Annotated in this window: 18 protein-coding genes; 5 read left to right on the plus strand and 13 right to left on the minus strand. The window is 60.4% G+C overall.

What is annotated here, in order from left to right:
* Positions 1-28: 28 nt before the first annotated feature.
* From QMK55_RS13745 to QMK55_RS13765, 5 genes are all read right to left on the minus strand, one after another.
* Positions 29-1,258 carry a nucleoside recognition domain-containing protein gene (locus tag QMK55_RS13745; protein ID WP_320329369.1) on the minus strand — a complete coding sequence of 410 codons (1,230 nt, stop codon included), beginning with the start codon at positions 1,256-1,258 and terminating at the stop codon, positions 29-31.
* A 197-nt stretch (positions 1,259-1,455) separates the two neighbouring features.
* Positions 1,456-2,787, minus strand: a complete 1,332-nt coding sequence (gene gltP, locus QMK55_RS13750) for a glutamate/aspartate:proton symporter GltP (protein ID WP_102355475.1) — start codon at positions 2,785-2,787, stop codon at positions 1,456-1,458.
* Between the two features lie 700 nt (positions 2,788-3,487).
* Positions 3,488-3,952 (minus strand): inhibitor of vertebrate lysozyme family protein, encoded by a 465-nt coding sequence (locus tag QMK55_RS13755; RefSeq protein WP_320329370.1) that lies wholly within the window; start codon positions 3,950-3,952, stop codon positions 3,488-3,490.
* A gap of 2 nt (positions 3,953-3,954) precedes the next feature.
* Complete coding sequence (locus tag QMK55_RS13760; protein WP_003177151.1) at positions 3,955-4,119, minus strand: DUF1328 domain-containing protein; 165 nt, start codon at positions 4,117-4,119, stop codon at positions 3,955-3,957.
* Between the two features lie 72 nt (positions 4,120-4,191).
* A complete protein-coding gene (locus QMK55_RS13765; protein WP_102355473.1) occupies positions 4,192-4,476 on the minus strand; it encodes a hypothetical protein in 285 nt (94 codons plus the stop codon).
* A 426-nt stretch (positions 4,477-4,902) separates the two neighbouring features.
* Between QMK55_RS13765 and algB the strand changes: the two genes are divergently transcribed.
* Together algB and QMK55_RS13775 are read left to right on the plus strand one after the other, a co-directional pair.
* The gene (gene algB, locus QMK55_RS13770) at positions 4,903-6,249 is read left to right on the plus strand and encodes a sigma-54-dependent response regulator transcription factor AlgB (protein ID WP_025112294.1); all 1,347 of its coding nucleotides are present in this window, start codon (positions 4,903-4,905) and stop codon (positions 6,247-6,249) included.
* Between the two features lie 10 nt (positions 6,250-6,259).
* A complete protein-coding gene (locus QMK55_RS13775) occupies positions 6,260-8,050 on the plus strand; it encodes a KinB sensor domain-containing domain (protein WP_102355472.1) in 1,791 nt (596 codons plus the stop codon).
* Here the strand turns inward: QMK55_RS13775 and QMK55_RS13780 are convergent.
* The 7 genes from QMK55_RS13780 to QMK55_RS13810 form a co-directional block, all read right to left on the minus strand.
* Positions 8,047-9,660, minus strand: coding sequence for an EAL domain-containing protein (locus QMK55_RS13780; protein WP_178082115.1), 1,614 nt, complete (start codon positions 9,658-9,660; stop codon positions 8,047-8,049). The genes QMK55_RS13775 and QMK55_RS13780 overlap by 4 nt on opposite strands.
* Positions 9,661-9,736: 76 nt before the next feature.
* On the minus strand, positions 9,737-10,516 hold the full coding sequence (locus QMK55_RS13785) for an N-acetylmuramoyl-L-alanine amidase (RefSeq protein ID WP_102355470.1): 780 nt from the start codon (positions 10,514-10,516) through the stop codon (positions 9,737-9,739).
* A 100-nt stretch (positions 10,517-10,616) separates the two neighbouring features.
* Positions 10,617-12,725: a diguanylate cyclase gene (locus tag QMK55_RS13790; RefSeq protein ID WP_320329371.1), complete on the minus strand. Its 2,109-nt coding sequence runs from the start codon at positions 12,723-12,725 to the stop codon at positions 10,617-10,619.
* Complete coding sequence (locus QMK55_RS13795) at positions 12,722-13,600, minus strand: endonuclease/exonuclease/phosphatase family protein (RefSeq protein ID WP_025112299.1); 879 nt, start codon at positions 13,598-13,600, stop codon at positions 12,722-12,724. Before QMK55_RS13795 ends, QMK55_RS13790 begins: the two co-directional genes overlap by 4 nt.
* Before the next feature lie 14 nt (positions 13,601-13,614).
* Positions 13,615-14,256: a thiol:disulfide interchange protein DsbA/DsbL gene (locus QMK55_RS13800; protein WP_102355468.1), complete on the minus strand. Its 642-nt coding sequence runs from the start codon at positions 14,254-14,256 to the stop codon at positions 13,615-13,617.
* 187 nt (positions 14,257-14,443) lie between these two features.
* A complete protein-coding gene (locus QMK55_RS13805; RefSeq protein WP_102355467.1) occupies positions 14,444-15,055 on the minus strand; it encodes a c-type cytochrome in 612 nt (203 codons plus the stop codon).
* A 32-nt stretch (positions 15,056-15,087) separates the two neighbouring features.
* Positions 15,088-15,393 (minus strand): c-type cytochrome, encoded by a 306-nt coding sequence (locus QMK55_RS13810; RefSeq protein WP_025112302.1) that lies wholly within the window; start codon positions 15,391-15,393, stop codon positions 15,088-15,090.
* A 191-nt stretch (positions 15,394-15,584) separates the two neighbouring features.
* On the opposite strand from QMK55_RS13810, the gene yihA reads away from it, so the two are divergent.
* Positions 15,585-16,235, plus strand: coding sequence for a ribosome biogenesis GTP-binding protein YihA/YsxC (gene yihA, locus QMK55_RS13815; RefSeq protein WP_320329372.1), 651 nt, complete (start codon positions 15,585-15,587; stop codon positions 16,233-16,235).
* A gap of 426 nt (positions 16,236-16,661) precedes the next feature.
* On the opposite strand, the gene polA is transcribed toward yihA, so the two are convergent.
* Positions 16,662-19,466, minus strand: a complete 2,805-nt coding sequence (gene polA, locus QMK55_RS13820; protein ID WP_320329373.1) for a DNA polymerase I — start codon at positions 19,464-19,466, stop codon at positions 16,662-16,664.
* Between the two features lie 74 nt (positions 19,467-19,540).
* Here polA and QMK55_RS13825 point away from each other — a divergent pair, with 74 nt between their 5' ends.
* Together QMK55_RS13825 and QMK55_RS13830 are read left to right on the plus strand one after the other, a co-directional pair.
* The gene (locus QMK55_RS13825) at positions 19,541-19,837 is read left to right on the plus strand and encodes a DUF2782 domain-containing protein (protein WP_320329374.1); all 297 of its coding nucleotides are present in this window, start codon (positions 19,541-19,543) and stop codon (positions 19,835-19,837) included.
* A 61-nt stretch (positions 19,838-19,898) separates the two neighbouring features.
* Positions 19,899-20,852, plus strand: a complete 954-nt coding sequence (locus tag QMK55_RS13830; protein ID WP_320329375.1) for a homoserine kinase — start codon at positions 19,899-19,901, stop codon at positions 20,850-20,852.
* Positions 20,853-20,874: the final 22 nt, after the last annotated feature.

Below are 20,874 nucleotides of genomic sequence, written 5' to 3' on the forward strand. Positions count from 1 at the left end.
AAACCCGCTCCCACATTTTGATTTGTGTTTAGCCGAAGAACCAGTAGCAGACGCCAATCGCGCCGAGTACCCCAGCCAGTTCGGCCAACAACGCACACCCCACCGCATGCCGCGCCCGCTGAATCCCCACTGCACCGAAATACACCGCGAGCACATAGAACGTGGTCTCGGTACTGCCCTGTATCGTCGCCGCCACCAGCGACGGGAAGCTGTCGACGCCCGAGGTCTTCATGGTCTCGATCAGCATCGCCCGCGCGGCGCTGCCGGAAAACGGTTTGACCATCGCTGTCGGCAGCGCATCGACGAAGCGCGTGTCCCAACCGGCCCATTGCACCAGATGGCGGATGCCGTCCAGACCAAAGTCCAACGCCCCGGAGGCCCGCAGCACGCCAATCGCACAGAGCATCGCTACCAGATACGGCAGCAGGTTCTTGGCGACATCAAAGCCCTCTTTGGCACCCTCGACGAAGGCCTCGTAGACCTTGACCTTGCGTAATGCGCCAATCACCAGAAACAGCATGATCAGGCCGAACAGCGTGAGGTTGCCGAGGATCGACGACAGCCCGGCCAGCGCCGTGGCCGACATCGTCGCCAGCAGCGCCATGAAGCCGCCGAGGATCAGCGCCCCCGGGATCAGGTAGGCCAGCACCACCGGGTCCCAGATCCGCAGGCGTTGCATGAATGCCACCGAGAGGAAGCCGACAATTGTCGAGCAGCTGGTCGCCAGCAGAATCGGCAGAAATACCAGGGTCGGGTCCGGCGCACCTTGCTGCGCGCGGTACATGAAGATCGTCACCGGCAACAGGGTCAGGGATGAGGCGTTGAGCACCAGGAACAGGATCTGCGCGTTACTGGCGACGGTGGCACTGGGATTGAGCTCCTGCAGCGCCTTCATGGCTTTCAGGCCGATGGGCGTGGCCGCGTTGTCGAGGCCCAGACCGTTGGCAGCGAAGTTCAGGGTAATCAGACCAAGGGCAGGGTGGCCGGCCGGGACTTCCGGCATCAGCCGCAGGAACAGCGGCCCGAGGACCCTGGCCAGCCATTCGACGATCCCGGCCTTCTCGGCGATGCGCAGAAAGCCCAGCCACAGGGTCAGGGTGCCGAACAGCAGCACCATCACCTCGACCGACAGCTTGGCCATGGCGAAAATGCTTTCCACCATCGCTGCGAAAATCCCGGCGTTGCCGCCGACCAGCCACTGCACCAGCGCAGATATTGCTGCCACGACGAAGAAGCCAAGCCACAGGCCATTAAGCATCAGTCAAATCCCCCGGAAGATGCGGCGAATGATAGCGGGGTCGCCAGAAACGACAAACCCCGGATTTCTCCGGGGTTTGTATGGCTAACTCGGTCCACTGTAGGTGTGAGCCTGCTCGCGATGAGGGCGGCACATTCAACATCTCTGTTGTTTGATACACCGCCATCGCGAGCAGGCTCACTCCTACAGGGTTTGTGTCAGTTCTTGGAAATTTCGCCTGCAGGCAGTTTTTCCTTGCTGCGCCAGTGCGGCAGGGAGTTCCAGTAGCGCTGGCCCTTGGCGTCGTCGTACATGCCTTCCCAGCGCGCGATAACCAGTACCGCCAGGGCGTTGCCGATCACGTTCAGTGCGGTACGGGCCATGTCCATGACACGGTCGACACCGGCGATGAACGCCAGGCCTTCCAGCGGGATACCGACGCTGCCCAGGGTTGCCAGCAGCACCACGAAGGACACGCCCGGTACACCGGCGATGCCTTTGGAGGTCACCATCAGGGTCAGGACCAGCAGCAGTTGCTGGCTGATCGACAGGTCGATGCCGTACAGCTGGGCAATGAAGATCGCTGCGATGGACTGATACAGGGTCGAACCGTCGAGGTTGAACGAGTAACCGGTCGGCACCACGAAGCTGCAGATGGCTTTCGGTGCGCCGTAGGCTTCCATTTTCTCGATCACGCGTGGCAGCACGGTTTCCGAGGAGGCGGTGGAGTAGGCCAGGACCAGCTCATCCTTGAAGATGCGCATCAGCTTGATCACCGAGAAGCCGAACAGCTTGGCGATCAGGCCCAGTACCACGAAGGCGAAGAAGGCAATGGCGACGTAAACCAGGATCACCAGCTTCGCCAGCGGCACCAGCGAAGCGAAACCGAAGTTGGCGACGGTCACCGCGATCAGTGCGAATACGCCGATCGGGGCGTAGTTCATGATCATGTGGGTGACTTTGAACATGCTTTCCGAGACGCCCTGGAACATCTTCACCAGCGGCTCGCGCAGGTCCGACTGCAGGCTCGACAGACCGAGGCCGAACAGTACGGAGAAGAAGATGATCGGCAGCATCTCGCCGCGGGCCATGGCCGCGAAGATGTTCGACGGGATCAGGTTGAGGATGGTCTCGATGAACGCGTGTTCATGTTGTACTTCGGCGGCGGTCGCCTGGTACTTGGAGATATCCACCGTGCCCAGGGTGCTCATATCGATGCCGGCGCCCGGGTGGAACAGGTTGGCCAGCAGCAGGCCGACGATGATCGCGATGGTGGTGACGACTTCGAAGTAGATGATCGTCTTCAGGCCGATACGCCCGAGTTTCTTGGCGTCGCCCACGCCGGCAATGCCGACGATCAGGGAGGAGATGACGATCGGGATCACGATCATCTTGATCAGACGGATAAAGATATCGCCTGCCGGTTGCAGGACGTTGCTGATCCACCAGGCTTTCTCGGCACTGAAATGGTTGAGCAACGCACCAATTGCAATCCCTAAAACCAGACCGATGAGGATCTGCCAGGCGAGGCTGAGTTTTGCCTTCTTCATTATCTTTACCCTTACTTGCGTTTGACTCAGGCACATGCAGGAACTGGAACGCTCATTAGCGGAAAAGTCTGTGCATCTGCCTCCGTATAAGGTGCCCCGAAGCGCGTGTTTACGGCTCTTCGGCAGGCGAAAAAAGGCGCAACTATTCCGATGCAAGGTTGCGCCGTCTAATGCCGTAAACGCCTACCCTATGCCGAATCGGCATGAGCTTTTTTAAATGAAACTGGCGTCCCAACCGGTTCGATTGCGACATTTCAGCCGCCATAAGTGCCGTGAACCGGCCATTACAGCCTAGGTTGGTTATTTTTTGAACGAGTGATTTCGACAGAAAATATAAGAAAAAGCCTACATTTGCAGACTAGAAGTCCTACTGTTTAAAAGGACTCTTTCTCGATATACGGTCGCCATGAAACACGGCGAAATGTTTTCGCGCGCAGTCTGAACCATAAAAAGATGAGCAGGACGCTCTAGATCAATGTTTTGTAGCGCACAAAGCTCAGCGCAAGTCCGTCGGACCGCCGAGGGCCGGCGAACCTGCGTCGCAGCTTTTGCCCTGACCCGGCCCTTGCGCAGGCACTCCCTGTACCCGTAGGTCACTCCGACCCTGTAACAGTCAGAACGTCCCGGCCCCCTGATCATGCGCCGACCTTCCTCGGGCGGGCGCAATAAAGGGCAGCGCGGCGCCACCCTCATGTTCGAATCAGTACCAGTTCGGATCTTTCTTCAGCGTTTCCATCAACAGGTTCTGCATGTCCTGATCCGGTTTGCCGAGGAAGCGGTAGGTGGCATGTCGCGTGGGCGACTTGTCGGCCGGCAGTCCTTCGGGCACATCGACGAGCATCGCGTAGGCATCTTTCTTGTCGAAGCTGAACGCGACGATCAAGCGGTGGTTAAGGCACTTGTCCGCGGATTCGCAGAGCGGCCCCACCAGATACTGATTGCCGTCTTCAGTCACGGCATTCATCTGCTGATCTGGCGTACCGGACAGGTTCATCACCCATTCCGGCAGGCGCTCTTCATGCTTCACCACGCCTTGCCAGGTTTCCCGGTATTGCGGGTCGGAGCTGAGCAGCTCGTTGACCCGCGCCTGGCCGTCATTGGCCGCCATCGCCATGGCACTACCGCCCAGAAGCAGGGCGGCTGCCAGTGTCTTTAAACCAATCATCGTTAACCTCGGCCGCGACGGCCAAAGAAGAAGGAAGCGATGAACATCACCAGGAACACGACAAAGAGAATCTTGGCGATACCCGTGGCGGTGCCCGCGATACCACCGAAGCCCAGTACGGCGGCGATGATGGCAATGATCAAGAATGTAATTGCCCAGCTCAACATGGTGATTCTCCTTACTTCTCTATTTAGGGATGTTGCGTGTCCCGGCGCGACGCGCCCGAATTCACTGGTTCGTCAGAAAACCCAGCGCTCTTCACGTGGCAGTTGATCCAGCGGCTGCGCCTGATCGACATCCATCATGCGCATCGAGGCGCTCTCGGCCTGGCTGCTGCTGACGGCGCTGAAGTGCGTCTGCGTGCTGTGTTGAATCGAGATCAGCGGCTCAGGCTTCTGGCTGTTCTCCCAGCTCAGGTATTGCTGGCAGGCGATCAGGGTGATCAACAGGGCAAGTACGCCAAACAGACCTTGCTGGATATGCAGTGGCGAGATACGCACTTGGGCGGCACGTTGGCGAGTCATCCTGGGTTCCTCACTCTTATTCGGTTGGGGCAGTCGGATCTGCCCGGGCTGAATGAGTTATTGCAGCCTGCATGCCAATTTTTTATTTGAAAAAATTCCAATTAAATCAATAAGTTATAGATGTATTAAAAATCGTCTTGGACGCATCCTGCACGATGGGTCATCTACGGTCGTGCGTAATGCACGATTATTTCGTAGGAGATTTCATTCTTATTGAATTGAGAGCAGGTCTCGGATGTCAGAAAAGTACGCAGGCAAACATCGGCAACCCGGCGATTGTTTAGAAGGTCAACAAAATCAATGGATTGGCTGTCATGGCAGGAGAGAGCTACCCTGCTATGGCCGGCATCGTTCAGAATCGACCATGCAACTTGCCCGATTTTTCCGGGACTAACCAAGACCAATCACATAAGGAGCGTAGGAAAAATGGAATCCGCCACTGAGCATCAAGGCCGCATTCTGCTGGTGGACGACGAGTCCGCCATCCTGCGTACCTTCCGTTACTGCCTCGAAGACGAAGGCTACACGGTGGCCACTGCCAACAGCGCGGCTCAGGCCGACGCTTTGCTGCAACGCCAGGTCTTCGACCTGTGCTTCCTCGATTTGCGGCTGGGCGAAGACAATGGTCTTGATGTGCTGGCGCAGATGCGTATCCAGGCACCGTGGATGCGCGTGGTGATCGTCACCGCGCACTCCGCCGTCGACACCGCCGTTGACGCGATCCAGGCCGGCGCGGCCGACTATCTGGTCAAGCCGTGCAGCCCCGATCAGTTGCGTCTGGCCACCGCCAAGCAACTGGAAGTGCGCCAGCTCTCGGCGCGTCTCGAAGCCCTTGAAGGCGAAATCCGCAAACCCAAGGACGGTCTCGATTCGCACAGCCCCGCGATGAAAGTCGTGCTGGAAACCGCGCGCCAGGTCGCGAGCACCGACGCCAACATTCTTATTCTGGGCGAGTCCGGTACCGGTAAAGGCGAGCTGGCACGGGCCATTCACGGCTGGAGCAAGCGCGAGAAGAAATCCTGCGTGACCATCAACTGCCCGTCGTTGACCGCCGAACTGATGGAAAGCGAGCTGTTCGGCCACAGTCGCGGCGCATTTACCGGGGCCAGCGAAAGCACCTTGGGTCGAGTCAATCAGGCGGACGGTGGTACGCTGTTTCTCGATGAGATCGGCGATTTTCCCCTGACGTTGCAGCCAAAGTTGCTGCGCTTCATTCAAGACAAGGAATACGAGCGGGTAGGGGATCCAGTGACCCGCCGCGCCGACGTGCGCATTCTCGCCGCGACCAACCTCAATCTTGAAGACATGGTGCGCGACGGTCGCTTTCGCGAAGACCTGCTGTATCGCCTGAACGTGATCACCCTGCATCTGCCGCCGCTGCGCGAGCGCGCCGAAGACATTCTGACCCTGGCCGACCGCTTCCTCGCCCGTTTCGTCAAAGAGTACGCACGTCCGGCCCGCGGCTTCAGTGATGAGGCACGGGAAGCACTGCTCGGCTATCGCTGGCCGGGCAACATCCGTGAGCTGCGCAACGTGGTGGAGCGGGCGAGCATCATCTGCCCGCAGGAACGCGTGGAAATCAGCCACTTGGGCATGGCCGAACAACCGGCAAACAACGCACCACGGGTCGGCGCGGCGCTGAGCCTCGATGAACTGGAGAAAGCTCATATCGGCGCGGTGCTGGCGACGGCTGGCACCCTCGATCAAGCAGCCAAGACCCTGGGCATCGATGCCTCTACCCTGTATCGCAAGCGTAAGCAGTACAACCTGTGAGCGCGCGGCGATGAAACTGGCGATGAAGTTGCGCACCCGCTTGTTCCTGAGCATCTCCGCGCTGATCACGGTGGCTTTGCTCGGGCTGTTGCTCGGGCTGGTCAGCGTGATGCAGATGGCCGGGACTCAGGAAGCGCTGATCCGCAATAACTTCGTCACCCTTGATCTGGGCCTCAAACTGCGCCAGACCCTCGGCGATCAACTGATCATGATGCTCGCCGAAAAGCCCGATACCGCTGCGTTCGAGGCCTCGAAGCAGCAGTATTTACAGCTGCTCGATCAAGGCATAGCCCAGGAGGAGGTCGGTGATGGTCGTCAATACAGCTTCAGTCAGGCCAAGGCCGATTACCAAAGTTTCCTTCAGGCGTTCGATCAGGTACGTGACCCGGCCAATGCCTTGAGTGGTACCGGCGATTTGCGTGAGCGCTTCAATACGCTGCGCAACGGCCTGATTGCCGAACACAAGCATGCGCTCGACAACATCAACTCGGTGCAGCACGCTGCTCGCGACCGTGCGTTGTTGATTGCCGGGCTGCTCGGGCTGGTGGGGCTGGCCGTGTTGATCATCGGCTTCGTCACGGCCCATGCGATTGCCCGACGCTTCGGTGCGCCGATCGAGGCGCTGGCGCAAGCGGCGGACAACATCGGCCAAGGCAATTTCGAAGTGACCCTGCCGATTTCGTCGGCGATGGAAATGAACCAGCTGACCAAGCGCTTCGGGCTGATGGCCGAAGCGCTGCGTGAGCATCAGGCGACCAACGTCGACGAACTGCTGGCCGGTCAGCAGCGTTTGCAGGCGGTGCTCGACAGCATCGACGATGGCTTGCTGATGATCGACCGTGAAGGGCATCTGGAGCACCTCAATCCGGTCGCCCAGCGGCAACTGGGCTGGGACAGTGATCGCCTCGGCCAAGGCCTGGGGACGGCGCTTGGGCGCCCGGAACTCGACGCTCAGCTGCAACTGGTGTTGCGCGGCGGCACGCTGGAGCGTGCTCCGGAAGATTTGAGTATCGAAGTCGATGGCGAATCGCGCCTGCTGACTTACAGCCTGACCCCGGTCAGCCACACCCAGGGGCATATCCTCGGCGCGGTGATGGTGCTGCACGACGTTACCGAACAGCGCGCTTTCGAGCGAGTGCGCAGCGAGTTCGTGTTGCGGGCCTCCCATGAGCTGCGCACGCCGGTCACCGGCATGCACATGGCCTTCGGCCTGTTTCGCGAGCGCGCGAAGTTTCCCGCGGACTCACGCGAGGCCGACCTGCTCGACACGGTCAACGAAGAAATGCAGCGCTTGATGCAGTTGATCAACGACCTGCTCAACTTTTCGCGCTACCAGAATGGTCTGCAGAAACTCTCGCTGGCGCCCTGTTCCATCGAAGACTTGCTGGAGCAGGCGCAATTGCGTTTCGCCGATTCGGCAGCGGGCAAAGGCATTGCCCTGAACGTCGAAGTGCAGGGGCCGTTGCCGCGCCTGCAGGCCGATCAGACGCAACTCGACCGGGTGCTCGACAACCTGATCGACAACGCCCTGCGCCATACCGCCCGCGACGGGCAGATTCGCCTGCAGGCGCGCCGGCATGGCGAGCGGGTGATCATCAGTGTTGAAGACAATGGCGAAGGCATTGCCTACGGTCAGCAAGGACGAATCTTCGAGCCGTTCGTGCAGGTCGGGCGCAAGAAGGGCGGCGCCGGGCTCGGGTTGGCGCTGTGCAAGGAAATCGTCCAGTTGCACGGCGGGCGGATGGGCGTCTATTCGCGGCCGGGGCAGGGCACGCAGTTCTACATGGCGTTGGCGGTCTAGGCTTCGTCGTCCAGTCGACGGCCGGCAAGGCGCCGTCCACGGGTGATCAGTTCGATGAACTGCACCGCACTCAGGGCCTGGGCGAACAGCCAGCCCTGACCGAATTTCACGCCTTCACTGCTGAGAAACACGGCTTGCGCTTCGTGCTCGATACCTTCGGCAATCACCTTCAGCTCCAGTGCCTGCGCCATGTGAATGATGTGCGGTGCCACGCCGCTGCTGGCCGCGTCATGGCCGAGCGCGTCGATAAAGGCCTTGTCGATCTTCAGGCAATCCACCGGTAGCGTCTGCAGGTAGGCGAGGCTGCAATAGCCGGTGCCGAAGTCATCGATCAGCACCTGATGGCCGACATCGCGCAAGGCTTGCAGGTTCTCCCGCGCCACCACCACGTCGATCAACCCGCGTTCGGTGACTTCGAAGGCAATCTGCCGTGCCGCGACCCGGTGCAGCGTCAGCAGTTTGGCCATGACCTGGCCGATGCGCGGCACCATCACATCGCAAGCGGCGAGGTTGACCGAGATGTACAACTGCGGATTGGCGCGTAGCACCGGCCCCAGTTGTTCCAGCAACCGTTGCAGGACGAAATCGGTCATCTGGCGGATCTGTCCGGTGTTTTCCGCCATCGGAATGAACAGATCGGGACTGGTCAACGTGCCGTCCGGGCGGCGCCAGCGCAGCAGGGCTTCGGCGCCCACGCAGTTGCGGGTGTCGAGGTCGAAGATCGGCTGATACAGCACCTGCAGCTCGCCGCGACGGATTGCGCCCTGAAGTTCGGCGTCCAGCGACTGGCGCTGGCGCACCAGTAAAAACACGCAGAACCCGCAAAATGCTCCCAGCAGCAGGCAGACCGGCACCATCCACCACCAGACCGTCGAAATGTGCATGCCGCTGCGCGGGGTGATCAGCACCAATTGGTATTCCGGGTTGTTGGTTGGCATGCGGTAGATCAGCCGTGACTGCGTGACTTGCAAGGCTTCACGACTCTTCGGCGGCCAGACTTCGGAGGGTGGCCATGCCTGAGCGATTCCGAGCACCGGAATCGCCCGCTTGCCATGATCCAGCACGACCAGCAGGCTGCTGTCCGGTGGCAGGTCGACCATGTCAGTCAAATGCCCGCGGGAGGTCGCTACGCGGAAATTGCCGCGCCCGAGCATCAGCGCGGCGCGATTCTCATCGGGTTCGGTGGTGGTGTTGAGCCAGTAGCTGTAGGTCGGACCTTTGATGTCCGGTGCGCGGACGACCGACAGCCCCTCCTGCCGGGGGCGGTTGGAGCAGATTCGTGTGCCGTCCATGTAGGCCGCCTCATAGACGAAGCGATAGTTGAAGGTGACCTGTTGCAGGGTGGCGATCATTTCATCATCGCAACTGCGCAACGGCTGCGCTTCAAGGTCATCGAGACTTTCGCGCAATTGCCCGAACAATTGTTCGAGGCGGGCCAGAAAACGCTCGCCCTGAGCGTTCATCTCCTGGCTTTCATTTTGTTCGATCTGGCGCATGGCGAAGAACATTCCGCCGGCGATCAACAGCGCAGCACTGAGGACAGCCGCGATCATCGCCAAAAACCAGGGGCGATAAAACCAGCTACGCAGCGTCTCTCGGGTAGCAACCATCATGGAATATCCGAAGAATTACCAATGAGTTATAGCTGCTGATTGCGATTTCGCCCTGACCGTCGGGCGGGCGTCATTATTTTGTCTGGTTGAGTACCAGCAACAACGCCGCTGTTTGCGCATCCGGCGTGCCGTCGAAGCGCGAAGGGCGGAAGTGCATCTGGAAGGCCGCCAGTACGTGGCGGGTTGCGACGTCCAGTTCGCCGGTTTGCGGGGTGTCGTAACCGACGCGCGCCAGTTGCGCCTGGAACCAACTGATGCTCGGCAGCTCGGCGTCGAACTGCGCTTGCTGACGCGCCGCCGCTTGTTCATTGGGCCATACGCCCAGGCCTTCGGCGGCCAGGCGCTTCCACGGGAACAATGGGCCTGGGTCGAGTTTGCGCAGCGGCGCGATGTCGCTGTGGCCGATGATATGGCGCGGGCTGATGCCCTGGCGTTTGCTGATGTCCTTGAGCAGCACGATCAGCGATTGAATCTGCGCTTCGCTGTACGGGTACCACAAGCGGCCGGTCGGCGTGTCCTTGAAGCCCGGGTTGACGATTTCGATGCCGATCGAGCTGGAGTTGAGCCAGGTCCGGCCCTGCCATTGGCTTTCTCCGGCGTGCCAGGCGCGCTGGTTTTCCTCCATCAGTTTGTAGATGGTACCGCTCTTGTCGTCGCCGATCAGGTAATGGCTGCTGACTTCGCCGTGAGTCAGCAATTGCAGCGAACGTGCGAGCGACGCCGAGGTGTAGTGCACGATCACGAACTGGACGCGGCTGTCGTGATTGGCCGAAGGATGGCTGGTGTCGTAACGCGGGCCGCTGGCACAACCGGCCAGGACGAGCAGCGACGCGAGGAGGGCAAAAAATTTCATGGCAGAAGGCAGTACACGCAAGACAATAATGCAACAGTGTAACGTACTGCCTTGCGTATCGACGGCCAACGGGCTGATTTAAACAAAATGGAACAATTGCTCAGCCCAGCTCGATTCGGTTGCGTCCGGCATTTTTCGCCCGGTACAGCGCCTGATCGGCTCTTTTGAGCACCAGATCACTGTGTTCTCCCGCACGGAATGACGCCAGGCCCATGGAAATGGTGATCGTCACCCGTTCACCCTTGAAGTGAAATGGGCAGGCTTCGATTGCTGCGCGCAGGGTCTCCAGCAGTTTGGCGCCTACGGCAGAGGGGGTGGCCGGCAGCAGCAAGACGAATTCCTCACCGCCAAAGCGGGCAATGAAATCCGCGCCGCGCAGGCGTTTGCGCAACACCGTGGCGATGATCTTCAACACCTTGTCGCCGGCCAGATGGCCGTAGTTGTCGTTGATCCGCTTGAAGTGATCGAGGTCGAGCATCGCCAGGCTCAAGGTGTTGCCATGCTGCTGCCACTGCTTGATCTCGTGTTCGAGCCGTTCGCTCCACGCGGCGCGGTTGGGCAAACCGGTGAGCGGGTCGATCAAGGCTTTCTGGCGTTGTTCTTCCAGATGTTCCCGAAAGCCCAGGGCTTCCTGCTCCATGTGCGCCACACGCTCGGCCAGTCCCTTGAGGCGCGCCGCCACTTCCTGCTCGCGGGCGTCGCGTTGCTTCTGGTGCTGGTCCATGGTGCCGAGCAGGCCTTCGAGGTGGTTCTCCAGCACTTGCTTGAGGTCATCCAGATCAGCCGCTTCCTGCACGCTGGTCTGCAAGCCGTCGACCTGCTCGCGGATCTGCGTGTCCATCGCCCGGGCCGCCGAGCTGTTGTCGGCGTGGCCCTCGCTGGCGGCCTGCAGATTGCTCTGGAACGCTTCGAGGCGCTCGTTGAGCTGTTGCAGATAGGCTTCGAATTCGTGCTGGCCGCTGTCGGTGATTGCCAGCATCAACGTCGCAAGATCGTCGAGAATCGGCAGCAGTTCGTACCAGTTCAGGCCATTTTTCAACCGATCGCGCATTGCCTCGGCCTGCGGGCGATGGCGCTCGGGTAAGGTCAGATCGTCGAGCAACCCGATCAGCGTGTCTTCGATATGTTTGGCCACCGAGCTGTAAGACGGCTCCGGCGAGTCAGGCAGGGCGTAGAGGATATCCTGCTCGGATTGCTCCGGATCAATGGCGGCCAGTGCCTGGGCGATGGGCTCGGGCAGGGGCAGACTGTCGAGGAGCAGAGGTGTGGGGACCGGGTTATCTCCGGGGTGGATCAACTCGTCAGGATTGATCGCAGTCGCAGTGACTGGCGGTGCGATCGGGGCGGCTGGTGCTTCGGGTTCGGCTTCCGGCTCGGGTCCCGAAAGTGTGGGGGCGGCCACAGGTTGGGTGACCGTCTCGAGCGCAATGACCGGCGGTATGAAAGAAACCACGGGCGGTTCCGCCTGAGCGGGTACGGCTGGTGCGGCTGGCACCTGGTGAGGCGTAGCCTCAGGTATTTGTGCGACGGGGGCTGGCTGTTTCGGTACGGGCGGAGTCGGCTCGACGAGTGCTGCCTGCACAGGTTCGGGCGCCGGATGTTCAGCGCCGGGTGGCGTTGGCACAGGTGCTTGAGGCTGATCCGCTACCGGCGGCGGTTCTTGCGTTGCGGGAGTCTCTTCACTGTCGCGACTGCCGAACAAGCGCTGCAGAAAGCCTGGGCGATCTGGTTCTGCGGGCGTTTCCAGCTGGTTCAACGCCTTGCCCTGCAAACCACTGAGCTCGCTCAGCAGCAGCGGCATCTCCCGCGCCTGTCCGACCCGGCTGTCGAGCTGCTTGGCGAACTTCTTCAGCGGTTGCGCGACTTCCCGAGGTAGCGGCAGGGCTTGCAGTTGGCTAACCAGTGCGGTCAGTGCGGTGCTGACCTGATCGATTCGGGTTTCGCGGCGCTGCTCGGAGTCGAGCACGGCTTTTTCCAGGCGTGGCAGCAGGGCGGCGAGGCCGGCGTCCATATCGTCGGTGCGCACCACGTCGCGCATCTCTTTCATGCACTGGTCAACGACTTTGTCGGTGCCTTCGGCCGCCAGAGTGCTGCGCACCAGGCCGCGCCGCAGCAAGTCGAGCCTGGCGGCCCAGCGACGTTCGAGCTTGTCCTGTTGTTCGATGCTTTTGAGGTACTTTTCTTTCCAGCGCTGGGCTTCGTCGCTCATTCAGGGGTTCCGCGAGGGGCAGGACTCAACGCGGGCAATGCATCGGCCGTGAGCGAACCCGGCAGACGAATCTCTACCGCGACCGGCAGGTGATCGGAAATCGGTTGCGCCAGCACTTCGACCTTTTCCAGGGTCAGGGTCGGGCTGAGCAGAATATGATCAAGGCAACGCTGCGGGCGCCAGCTAGGGAAGGTCGCTTCCAGCTGCGGGGCCAGCAGGCCGAGATCGCGTAACGGTGACTGTTGTAGCAGATCGCTGGCATGGGTGTTCATGTCGCCCATCAATACCTGGTGCTTGTAGCCACTGATCAGGTCTCGAATGTAGGCCAGTTGCAGGCTGCGCACCCGGGCGCCGAGGGCCAGGTGCATCATCACCACCACCAGCGCTTCCGGGCCTTCGCCGAAGCGCAGAAGGATGGCGCCGCGACCTTTCGGGCCGGGCAGCGGATGGTCTTCGATCGCCCACGGCTTCAGGCGACTGAGCACGCCATTGCTGTGCTGGGCCAGTCGGCCGAGGTTGCGATTGAGTTGTTGATACCAGTAGGGGAAGGCGCCGAGGTGCGCCAGGTGTTCGACCTGATTGACGTAGCCCGAGCGCAGGCTGCCGCCATCGGCTTCCTGCAAGGCGACCAGATCGAAGTCGCCAAGCAGATCGCCGATCTTTTGCAGATTGCCTGAGCGCCCGGTGTGCGGCAGCAGGTGCTGCCAGCTGCGGGTCAGGTAATGTCGATAGCGCTCGGTGCTGATGCCGACCTGGATGTTGAAGCTGAGCAAGCGCAGACGATGGTCTGCGGGCAGGCCCGTGGACTCCAGGTGATGCTCGTTGACCTGCGGATCATGCAGGCCAACGATGCGTTCGGTTCCCCAGCGGCGCATGGCGATGACCGCGCTTAGTTGGCAGCTGCCTTGTTGGCCGCTCGCTCTTTGGCGACCAAGTCGTCAGCCAGTTTCAACGCTTGCTCGGCGCCACCGGCAGAGCCGATGTCGAAGCGGTACTTGCCGTTGACGATCATGGTTGGCACGCCAGTGATTTCATACTTCTTGGCCAGTTCGCGAGCTTTTACGATCTGGCCCTTGATGGCGAACGAGTCGAAGGTGGCGAGGAACTTGTCCTTGTCCACGCCCTGGGTGGCGAGGAAGTCAGCCATGTCGTTCTTGTCGGTCAGCTTCTTGTGTTCTTTCTGGATCGCGTTGAATACCGCCGCGTGAACCTTGTGCTCGACACCCATCGCTTCCAGAGTCAGGAACATCTGGCCGTGAGCGTCCCACGGGCCGCCAAACATGGCTGGAATGCGCACGAAGTTGACGTCGGACGGCAGTTTTTCAACCCAAGGGTTGATCACCGGTTCAAAGGCGAAGCAGTGCGGGCAGCCGTACCAGAACAACTCGACCACTTCGATCTTGCCAGGCTCTGCCACCGGCACCGGGTTGGCCAGCTCGACGTAAGGGGCGGCCGGTGCTTCGGCGGCCTGGGCGGTCACGCCGAACAGGCTGGCAGCGACGAGAGCGGCGCTGATGATCAGATTACGCATGCTTTACTCCTGGACAATTTGGGTCGCCTCGCGCGACCTGTTTTCAGACAGATCCTGGCGGGCATGAGTTCTGTAGTGTAACGGCAGCGGCCACAAAAAAGGGCGGCCAAAGCCACCCTTTTTATACTTGCTGCGACGGATTAATCGAGCGTTAACGTTGCGCGAGATCTATCGCTGCCAAATGCTCTTAGTGCAGACCTTGAATGTAGCTGGAGACGGCAGCGATGTCTTCGTCGCTCAGGCGTTTGGCGATGGTCTGCATGGTCATGGTGTCGCCGTCGTTGGTGCGGCCGCCTTCTTCCTTGCGGAAATCGGTCAACTGCTTGGTGATGTATTGAGCGTGCTGGCCACCCAGATGCGGGAAGCCGGCAGCGGCATTACCCGCGCCATTCGGCGAGTGGCAGCCGGTGCAGGCTGGAAGGCCCTTGGCCAGATTACCGCCGCGGAACAGGGCTTCACCGCGAGCGACGATCTTCGGATCAGCGGCGCCGACACTGCCTTTCTGGCTGGCAAAGTACGCCGCGATGTCGGAAAGATCCTGATCGCTCAGGTTGGTCAGCAGGCCCGTCATTTCCAGAACGGTGCGCTTGCCCGACTTGATGTCGTGCAGTTGCTTGGTCAGGTAGCGTTCACCCTGGCCGGCCAGTTTCGGAAAGTTTGGTGCCATGCTGTTCCCGTCCGGGCCATGGCAGGCTCCGCATACGGCAGCTTTTGCCTGGCCGGCGGTGGCATCACCGGCAGCATGGGCGAAGCCTGAGATTCCCACGGTCAACAGCAGACTCACGATCAATTTGTTCATCAGCTAATCCAACTACGGCTAAGGGTTAAGAGTTATGGACCGGGTTTACTCTCGCTCATCCAAAGGATGATGGCCTGGTAATCCTCGGCACTGCAGTCCATGCACAAACCACGCGGCGGCATCGCCTTGAAACCCTGGGTCACGTGTTGCACCAGCGTCTCCATACCTTTCGCCAACCTCGGCGTCCAAGCTTCCTGATCGCCTCTTTCGGGCGCCATGGGTAGTTGGCCGGAATGACAGGCACCACAAACACGGTTGTACACGGCTTCCGGTTCCTGTGTAGCCTGTGCGCTGTAAAGCGGTATCAGGACTCCGGCAGCCAGCAGCCATTTCGTCATAAAACGACCTTTTCAGGGTTGAGAGCGTTCTGCGTTCTGATGCGCAATCAAGGTCTTTGGCTCTCGTGAACTTCATCCTTCGCTGGGACAAAGCACACACAAAATCTGCGGCATTATATACTGGCGTCACTGAAACGGAAGCGACACCGCGTTCCGCGCCCAATCCCGGCGCCGCCCACATCGGAAATCCCATGCAACTCAAGAATCCCATCCTCGGCCTGTGCCAACAGTCCACGTTCATGCTCAGTGCCGCCAAAGTCGATCAATGCCCTGACGACGAAGGCTTCGAAGTGGCGTTCGCCGGTCGTTCCAACGCCGGTAAATCCAGCGCACTGAACACCCTGACTCACGCCAGCCTGGCGCGAACCTCGAAAACCCCGGGTCGCACACAGCTGTTGAACTTCTTCAAGCTAGACGAAGATCGTCGTCTGGTCGACCTGCCGGGCTACGGTTACGCAAAAGTACCGATCCCGCTGAAGATGCACTGGCAGCGTCACCTTGAGGCTTACCTTGGTGGCCGCGAGAGTTTGAAGGGTTTGATTCTGATGATGGACATCCGTCATCCAATGACCGACTTCGACCTGCTGATGCTCGACTGGGCCGTTGCCGCCGGCATGCCGATGCACATTCTGCTGACCAAGGCCGACAAGCTGACCTACGGCGCAGCCAAGAACACGCTGCTTAAGGTGCAGTCGGAAATTCGCAAGGGCTGGGGTGATCTGGTCACCATCCAACTGTTCTCGGCGCCAAAACGCCTGGGCCTGGAAGAGGCCTACACTGTGCTGGCAGGCTGGATGGAACTGGCAGGCAAAGGCACGGAAGTGCCGGCAGAGGCAGAGTAAGGGGATTTCAAAACTGTCTGTGGTGCTGTCAGGCAAGGCAAAAGTGCGGTTAAAAAAGGCCGGGGGTCGCGCTCGACTTTAGGGGCCCTAAATGAGCATTTTTAACTGCGCTTTTAACGCAGTCTGGCGGCACCACAGCCAGTTTTGAGGCAAAAAAAAGCCCCGGACTTCATATGGGGAGGGAGAAGTTCCGGGGTTTAAGTTCCGAACCGCTAGGGCGGGGTTCAGATATCTGCCAACACTTAACACAACATAGGAGCATCGAAGGGCTTCACCAGCCATTCAGTATCTCTGAGTAGTGAGCTGTCAGATTAGTTCAGATTTTTTTCAAAAAGCTTTGGAATAATTTCAAGCGCGTTTCGAAATAAGCACATTTCTGCTGTTTGCCGCGACCCCATGTCACGGCAAACGGCCGGGCCAGACGCCTTAGTGCGCCTCATCCCAGTTGTTGCCAACGCCGACTTCCACCAGCAACGGCACGTCCAGCTTCGCCGCTTCGCTCATGTGCAGGCGGATTTCCTGGCTCACCTGATCGACCAGATCCTCGCGAACCTCCAGCACCAGTTCGTCGTGCACCTGCAGGATGACTTTGGCGTCCAGCCCGGACGCTGCCAGCCAGTTATCCACCGCCACCATGGCTTTCTTGATGATGTCCGCAGCGGTGCCCTGCATCGGCGCGTTGATCGCCGTGCGTTCGGCGGCAGCGCGTTCCTGTGGCTTGTTCGAGTTGATTTCCGGTAGATACAGACGACGACCGAAGAACGTCTCGACATAACCCTGATCCGCTGCCTGCGCGCGGGTGCGATCCATGTACTCGCGAACGCCTGGATAACGGGCGAAGTAGGTGTCGATGTAAGCCTTGGCAGTCTTGGTGTCGACGCCGATGTCCTTGCCGAGCTTCTGCGCACCCATGCCGTAGATCAGGCCGAAGTTGATCGCCTTGGCGCCACGGCGCTGGTCGGAAGTCACTTCATTGAGTTCGACCTTGAACACTTCGGCAGCGGTCGCGGTGTGCACGTCGAGGTTGTTGCGGAAGGCGTTCATCAGGCCTTCGTCCCTGGACAGGTGGGCCATGATCCGCAGTTCGATCTGCGAGTAGTCCGCCGCCAGCAGTTTGTAGCCCTTTGGCGCCACGAACGCCTGACGAATGCGCCGGCCCTCAGCGGTACGCACCGGAATGTTCTGCAGGTTCGGATCGCTGGAGGACAAGCGCCCAGTCGATGCCACAGCCTGATGGTACGAGGTGTGGATGCGCCCGGTGCGCGGGTTGATCTGCTCCGGCAGACGATCGGTGTAAGTGCTTTTCAGCTTGCTCATGGAGCGGTGCTCCATCAGCACTTTCGGCAAGCGGTGATCGTCCTCGGCGAGTTTCGCCAGCACTTCTTCGGCGGTCGATGGCTGGCCCTTGGCGGTTTTCTTCAGTACCGGCAGGCCGAGCTTTTCGTAGAGAATCACGCCCAACTGTTTCGGCGAGCCGAGGTTGAATTCTTCGCCGGCGATCTCGAAGGCTTCGCGCTCCAGCGCAACCATCTTCTCGCCCAGTTCGATGCTCTGCACGCCCAGCAACGCGGCGTCGACAAATGCGCCCTGGCGCTCGATGCGCGCCAGGACCGGCACCAACGGAATCTCGATGTCGGTCAGCACGCTGGCCAGGCTAGGGATCGCGCTGAGCTTTTCGAACAGGGTCTGGTGCAGACGCAAGGTGATGTCGGCATCTTCGGCGGCGTACGGCCCGGCCTGTTCCAGAGCGATCTGGTCGAAGGTCAGTTGCTTGGCGCCTTTGCCGGCGATGTCCTGGAAGCTCACAGTGGTGTGGTCCAGGTACTTCTGCGCGAGGCTGTCCATGTCGTGGCGGGTGGCAGTGGAGTTGAGCACGTAGGACTCAAGCATCGTATCGAAGGCGATGCCGCGCACGCTGATGCCGTTGTTCTGATCGCCGCCGATGGCGCAGTTGGCCAGGATGTTCATGTCGAACTTGGCGTGCTGGCCGACTTTGAGCTTGTTCGGGTCTTCCAGAATCGGCTTCAGCGCGCGCAGTACGGTGTCGCGATCCAGTTGGTCGGGCACGCCGATGTACGAGTGGGTCAGCGGAATGTACGCCGCTTCGTTGGCCTGCACGGCGAACGACAGGCCGACCAGTTGTGCCTGCTGCGCGTCGATGCCGGTGGTTTCGGTGTCGAAGGCGAACAGTTTGGCGTTCTTCAGTTTTTCCAGCCAGACGTCGAAGCGCGCCTGATCGAGGATGGTTTCATACGCGGCTTCAGCAGGAGCGGCGGGCGCTTCTTCTGCTGGCGCGCTGAACAGATCGCCAGCCGGCGCTGGCTCGCTGGCAGCGCTCAGTTCCTGGCGCTTGGCGTCACGATCAAGGTCATTCAGCCAGCTCTTGAATTCCAGCAGGGTGTAGAGCTCGTAGAGCTTGGCGGGATCTTCCGCACCCATCTGCAAGTCGTCGAGTTCGACGTCCAGCGGCACGTCGACCTTGATGGTGGCCAGTTGATAGGAGAGGAGCGCCATCTCCTTGTGTTCTTCGAGCTTGGCCGGCAGGGTCTTGGCCCCGCGAATCGGCAGGGTCGGCACGATGTCGAGCTGTGCGTAGAGTTCGGTCAGGCCGCCATTGACGCCCACCAGCAGGCCGGACGCGGTCTTCGGGCCGATGCCGGGAACGCCCGGAATGTTGTCGGAAGAATCGCCCATCAGTGCCAGATAATCGATGATCTGCTCTGGAGCGACGCCGAATTTCTCCTTCACGCCCTCCACGTCCATCGAGCTACCGGACATGGTATTGACCAAGGTAATGTGGCCGTCGACCAGTTGCGCCATGTCCTTGTCGCCGGTGGAGATGATCACCGAGCGATCTGCCGCCGCGCTGCTGCGCGCCAGGGTGCCGATCACGTCGTCAGCCTCCACGCCTTCCACGCACAGCAGCGGGAAACCGAGGGCGATCACGCTCTGGTGCAGCGGCTCGATCTGCACGCGCATGTCGTCGGGCATGCTTGGGCGGTTGGCCTTGTATTCGGCGTACATCTCATCGCGAAACGTCCCGCCCTTGGCGTCGAAGACCACGGCGAACGGGCTGTCCGGGTACTGCTTGCGCAGACTCTTGAGCATGTTCAGCACACCTTTGACCGCACCGGTCGGCAGGCCTTTGGAGGTGGTCAGCGGTGGCAGTGCGTGGAAAGCGCGGTACAGGTAAGACGAACCGTCCACCAGGACGAGGGGGGCTTGGCTCATGAGCAGGATCAACCTTTTCGGCGGGTCCGGCGCTAGAATAGCGGGACCGTTGACGACAAAGGGACAAGGTTATCATGCGTACGTTAAATCGCTTGCTGCTGGTCGGTCTGATTGCTGCCTCACCGTTGGCCGCGATGGCGGCGGATGATGCGTCGTCAAAAGAGCCGGAAGTTACCATTAACGCGCACACGGAAGGCGACAAGGTCATCCAGGAATACAGTCGCAGTGGCTTCGTCTATGCGATCAAGGTCACGCCGAAGAAGGGTAAGCCCTATTTCCTGGTGCGCGCCGATGGTACGGACGCGAACTACATCCGCTCCGATCAGCCGAATATGTTGATTCCCGCGTGGGAAATCTTTACCTGGAAGTAAGATTCCCGACTTTTAATCGGCGTCGCCTGACCGCGACGTCTGAACTGAGCAGTTTTTAACCATGTCTGTGTTCACTCCCCTGGCTCGGCCCGAGCTGGAAACCTTTCTCGCCCCTTACGGGCTTGGCCGTCTGCTTGATTTCCAGGGGATCGCCGCCGGCAGCGAAAACACCAATTTCTTTATCAGCCTGGAGCAGGGCGAGTTCGTCCTGACCCTGGTCGAACGCGGCCCGGTGCAGGAGATGCCGTTCTTCATCGAACTGCTCGACGTGCTGCACGAGGCCGATCTGCCGGTGCCTTACGCACTGCGCACCACCGACGGCGTGGCGCTGCGTGAGCTGAAGGGCAAACCGGCGCTGCTGCAACCACGCCTGTCCGGCAAACATATCAAGGTCGCCAATGCGCAGCATTGCGCGCAGGTCGGCGAGTTGCAGGCGCACCTGCACCTGGCGACCCAGGGCGAGCGCATGATCAAGCGCAAGACTGATCGTGGCCTGGACTGGATGCTGGAGGAGGGCACCGAGTTTCTCTCGCACCTGAGCGACGAGCCGCGTGCCCTGTTGCACAAGGCGCTGGAGGAAATCACTGCGCAGAAAGAGAGAATCCTCGCGCTGCCTCGGGCGAACATCCACGCCGACCTGTTCCGCGACAACGCGATGTTCGAAGGCACGCACCTGACCGGCCTGATCGACTTCTACAACGCTTGCTCGGGGTCGATGCTCTACGACGTGGCGATTGCCTTGAACGACTGGTGTTCGGACGAGGAAGGCCTGATCGATGGGCCACGTGCCCGTGCGTTCCTCGGTGCCTATGCGGGGCTGCGACCGTTTACGGCGGCGGAGGCCGAGTTGTGGCCGACCATGCTGCGCGTGGCGTGTGTGCGGTTCTGGCTTTCGCGACTGATCGCCGCCGAGCAGTTTGCCGGGCAGGACGTGCTGATTCACGATCCGCAGGAGTTCGAGCAGCGGTTGGCGCAGCGGCAGCAGGTCAATACACCGTTGCCGTTCGCCCTCTGAGTTAATTCTGGAAGCCACCACG

The sequence above is a fragment of the Pseudomonas sp. P8_229 genome (assembly GCF_034008635.1).
In the GTDB taxonomy this organism is placed as follows: domain Bacteria; phylum Pseudomonadota; class Gammaproteobacteria; order Pseudomonadales; family Pseudomonadaceae; genus Aquipseudomonas.